Consider the following 4,498-nt stretch of genomic DNA (forward strand, 5'->3'; position numbering starts at 1 on the left):
ATGTACCTGACCTGGGGCGAGCCGCCGGCGCAGGTGGCCGAAAAGATCGCGGCGGCGCGTAGCAGGGCGGCGGCGCGGGGCCGCAAGCTGCGTTTCGGCATCCGGCTGCATTTCATCGTCCGCGAGACCGAAACGGAGGCCTGGAGCGCCGCCGAACGGCTGATCAGCCATGTCACCGACGCGCAGATCGAGACCGCGCAGGCGCGCTTCCTCAAAGAAATGGATTCGGTCGGCCAACGCCGCATGGCCGAACTGCATGGCGGCCGCCGCGACAGGCTCGTCGTCTCGCCCAATCTGTGGGCCGGCGTCGGCCTGGTGCGCGGCGGCGCCGGCACGGCGCTGGTCGGCACGCCGGACCAGATCGTCGAGCGTGTCCGCGAATACCAGGCGATCGGCATCGACACCATCATCGGCTCCGGCTACCCGCATCTGGAGGAAGCCTACCGCGTCGCCGAACTCCTGTTCGCGCGCCTCGGCCTCGGCACCAGCCGGCTGCGGGCGCACCGGGACATCGCCAACGAGTTCTCGGTCGGCTTCCACGGCGCCAGCCGCCTGCAGGCCTCGTCATGAGCCTCGCCGCGCGCCTTGTCGCGCCTCTCGGCAGGAGCGGCATCGGCTGGCTGCTGCCGGCGGCGATCATCGCCGGCTGGGAGATCGCCAGCCGCGCCGGTGTCATGCCGGCGAATGTCTTGCCGGCGCCGAGCGCGGTGGCGGAGGCGTTCTGGCGGCTGACGCTGTCGGGCGAACTGATCCGCAACATCGGCGTCTCGACGGCGCGGGCGCTGTCGGGCTTTGCCATCGGCGGCTCGATCGGCTTTGCGCTGGGGCTGGGCAACGGCCTGTCGCGGCTCAGCCGCGGCCTCACCGACACGACGCTGCAGATGATCCGCAACATCCCGCATCTGGCGCTGATCCCGCTGGTCATCCTGTGGTTCGGCATCGACGAGGAGGCAAAGCTCTTCCTGGTGGCGCTCGGCGTGTTCTTCCCGATCTACGTCAACACGCTGCTCGGCATCCAGGGCGTCGACCCGCATCTGGTCGAGATGGGCCGGGTCTACGGCATGGACCGGCGCGCGCTGTTCCTGCGCGTGATCCTGCCCGGAGCGCTGCCTTCGATCTTCGTCGGCCTGCGCTACGCGCTCGGCATCATGTGGCTGACGCTGATCGTCGCCGAGACCATCTCGGCCAGCTCCGGCCTCGGCTACATGGCCATGCAGGCGCGCGAGTTCCTGCTGGTCGACGTGGTCGTGCTGTCGATCCTGATCTATGCGCTGCTCGGCAAGCTCGCCGACAGCCTCGCCCGTCTGCTCGAGCGGCTGTCGCTCGGCTGGCACCCCGCGTTCCAGAACGGATGAGCTTTCGATGCCAGCCGCCAGCCTGACCGCCGTCCGCGCCTTCGTCGCCACGCCAGCGCCGGCGCGGCCGGCGATTTCCGTCGAGGGACGGCGCGCCTTCGCCTTCAAGGGCGTGGGAAAACGCTTCGGCGACAAGGTGGTGCTCGACGGCATCGACCTCGACGTGCCGGCCGGGCAGTTCCTCGCCGTCATCGGCAAGAGCGGCTGCGGCAAGAGCACGCTGCTTCGGCTGCTCGCCGGGCTCGACCGGCCAACCAGCGGCTCGCTGACTCTCGGTGCCGCGGAGGAAGGCCATAGCCGTACGCGCTTCATGTTCCAGGAACCCAGGCTCTTGCCCTGGGCAAGCGTGGTGAGGAATGTCGAGGTCGGGCTTACCGGGATCGCGGCCGGCGAAGAGGCGCGGCGGCGGGCGCTTGCCATGCTTGACCAGGTCGGGCTTGCCGACCGCGCTGCCGAATGGCCGTCAGTGCTTTCCGGCGGCCAGAAGCAGCGGGTGGCGCTCGCCCGCGCATTGGTCGGCCATCCGCAGATCCTGGCGCTGGACGAACCGCTCGGCGCACTCGACGCGCTCACCCGCATCGAGATGCAGCAATTGATGGAACGCATCTGGCTCGACCAGAAGTTCACCGCCGTGCTGGTGACGCACGACGTGGCGGAGGCCGTTGCGCTCGCCGACCGTGTAGTAGTGATCAGCGCCGGGCGGGTCGCGCTCGACCTTGATGTGCCTGGGGCTCGGCCACGCCGGCGTGGCTCGGCCGAACTTGCCGGCTTGGAGGGCGAAATCCTGGACACGCTTCTTGGCTAGAGCGTCGTTTAGGGGCCGTTCTTTTTGACAAATGTCCCATCGTCGGCCTTGACATCTGCCGGTCCTGGCCAGCCCAAAACTGTAACATGCCGAGGGCAGCAAACCGATGCAGTCAACGTCAAGTCTGGACCGGACGTCCGGCGCTGGCTGCGCATCCATCATTTGTCCGATCAATGGAAAAAATGTTCGGTGAGAGGCCCTCCAAGGGCGGATCGTTCCTTCTAAAGCGGGCCGGAGTCTATAAAAATTATAGACATTGACGCCCGGCGTCGACCTACCGAGAAAGAGCCACAGCATGCCCAATCCTACCGTTGTCGGTTTCTCCGGAAATTTCACCCGCCCGTCGAAGACGCGCGGCTTTGTCGAACAGGTTGTCAGGGATATCGCGGTCCGCAACAATTTGTCGGCGAGCACCTTTGACATCGAGGATGTCGGAGCGTCGCTCGGCAGCGCCAAATGGGCGCGCGATCTCGATCAGCAGGGCCGCAATGTTCTCGACAAAGTCGTCAACGCCGATGTGCTGGTGGTCGGATCGCCGACCTACAAGGGCAGCTACACGGGGCTGTTCAAGCATTTCTTCGACCTGCTCGACCCGTCGGCGCTGAGGGGCAAGCCGGTGCTGCTGCTTGCCACCGGCGGCGGCGAACGGCATGCGCTGATTGTCGAGCATCAGCTGCGGCCGCTGTTCGGGTTCTTCGAGGCTCTCGCCTTGCCGACGGCCGTCTATGCGACGGACAAGGATTTCACCGACGGCGTTCTGGTGTCCGACGCGATCCGCAAGCGTGCCGCGCAGGCGGTCGATGAGGTGGGATATGCGCTCTTGCGCCGCGCTGGCGGTCAACGGATTGCGGCGGAATAGTCTCTGACGACAACTTCGATGGCGTGCCTACGAAGATCGGGCTTATAAGTGCCATCGCCGAGACGTGTCAGCCTCGGGCATGAAGTATGCCTAGGCGCCTTATCATTGTCGTATCAAATTAGCTGACCGGCAGGTTACGGTCCCCCTTCAACCGCATAAGTAGCTGGGCGTTCCTCCAGTGGCCAATCATGGCCGAAGGAGAAACGAAATGGGACATTCTCACTATGACCCCACTGTTCCCGATCGCCGCGCGTGGAACGCGGGCAAGAAGGCCGGAACGAAACGCCCGTTGAAACCTCGACAGATATGGACGATCCGGTTCTTTCTCGATCGAGAGCGGCGACTGCGCGATCAAGCCCTCTTCAATCTAGCAATCGATAGCAAATTGCGCGGCTGCGACCTAGTCAAGATCAAGATCGGCACCTTGGTTCTCGGGCCGGAAATTCGAACTCGCGCGATGGTCATGCAACAGAAGACAGGCTGAAGTGTGCAGTTCGAGTTGATGAGCGATGCACGTTCCAGTCTTCTCGCATGGCTGGAACGGCGCGGCGGCACCGTCGACGACAATGCATTCCCCAGCAGAATCGACCCAAAGGGTCACATGAGCGAGTGAGTATGCCCGCCTCGTGAACGAGGGGGTTTTGACGATCGGGCTTAGGCCCGACGAGTGTGGCACGCATTCGCTGAGGCGTACCAAAGCGTCAATCATTTACAAGGCAGCTCGTAACCTTCAGCGGTTCAGATTCTCTTGGCCCACACTAAGATCGAAAACACGGTCCGGTACCGGCGACGACGTAGAAGATGCCCTCGAACTGGCCGAGGCGACGGAGGTTTAACTGACAGCGGCTCTACCGTCTCGGTGGCGCCGCGAAGCGCCTCATCTCAGTCGGAAGGGCTCCAGCACTACCGTTGCCAGGATGCAGACTTCGACGCGATGACGCCCCAACAAAGCTCGCTGAGAAGCGGCAGCTGCGGTGGTGGCTCCGCATGAGGTGCCGTTTGGAAAAGGAAATTCCAGGCTCCAGCCTCGAAATAGAAAATATAATCTCTACGGACTTAATAGACTTATGTTTGATGAAATGGCCGTTGGAGCCCTTGGCGCCTGCGGTCACAAAGTCGCTTGGGCTCATTGAGAGTGGATATGGCTGCCGAAATCCCCGATCGCATCAAGGTTCTTTGGTTCCTGCCGACGCATGGCGACAGCCGTTATCTTGGCACGTCCGAAGGCGGCAGGGCGGTCGATCTTGAGTATCTGACCCAGGTGGCACAGGCCGCCGACACGCTTGGATACTACGGCGTGCTGTTGCCGACCGGCCGGTCGTGCGAGGATTCGTGGGTTGTCGCCTCGGCGCTGGCGCCGCTGACGAAAAAGCTGCGCTTCCTGGTCGCAGTGCGACCCGGCCTGCAGTCGCCGACGCTGGCCGCGCGCATGACCGCTACCCTCGACCGCATCTCCAACGGACGTCTGCTGATCAATGT

5 protein-coding genes and 1 pseudogene are annotated in these 4,498 nt (G+C 64.0%); all 6 read left to right on the forward strand.

Going from position 1 to position 4,498, the window contains the following annotated elements:
• A partial coding sequence (locus EOA49_RS30495; protein ID WP_127243547.1) for an LLM class flavin-dependent oxidoreductase occupies window positions 1-570 on the forward strand: 570 nt, incomplete at its 5' end.
• Window positions 567-1,355, forward strand: a complete 789-nt coding sequence (locus tag EOA49_RS30500; protein WP_127242277.1) for an ABC transporter permease subunit — start codon at window positions 567-569, stop codon at window positions 1,353-1,355. The genes EOA49_RS30495 and EOA49_RS30500, both read left to right, overlap by 4 nt.
• 7 nt (window positions 1,356-1,362) lie before the next feature.
• Window positions 1,363-2,160, forward strand: coding sequence for an ATP-binding cassette domain-containing protein (locus EOA49_RS30505; RefSeq protein ID WP_127243548.1), 798 nt, complete (start codon window positions 1,363-1,365; stop codon window positions 2,158-2,160).
• A gap of 295 nt (window positions 2,161-2,455) precedes the next feature.
• The gene (gene msuE / locus EOA49_RS30510) at window positions 2,456-3,019 is read left to right on the forward strand and encodes an FMN reductase (protein WP_127243549.1); all 564 of its coding nucleotides are present in this window, start codon (window positions 2,456-2,458) and stop codon (window positions 3,017-3,019) included.
• A 208-nt stretch (window positions 3,020-3,227) separates the two neighbouring features.
• A pseudogene (locus tag EOA49_RS30515) lies at window positions 3,228-3,855 on the forward strand (tyrosine-type recombinase/integrase).
• 305 nt (window positions 3,856-4,160) lie between these two features.
• Window positions 4,161-4,498: LLM class flavin-dependent oxidoreductase (locus tag EOA49_RS30520; RefSeq protein ID WP_127243550.1), on the forward strand; the 338-nt coding region annotated here is incomplete at its 3' end.

Source organism: Mesorhizobium sp. M1A.F.Ca.IN.020.04.1.1, from assembly GCF_003997315.1.
Lineage (GTDB): Bacteria > Pseudomonadota > Alphaproteobacteria > Rhizobiales > Rhizobiaceae > Mesorhizobium.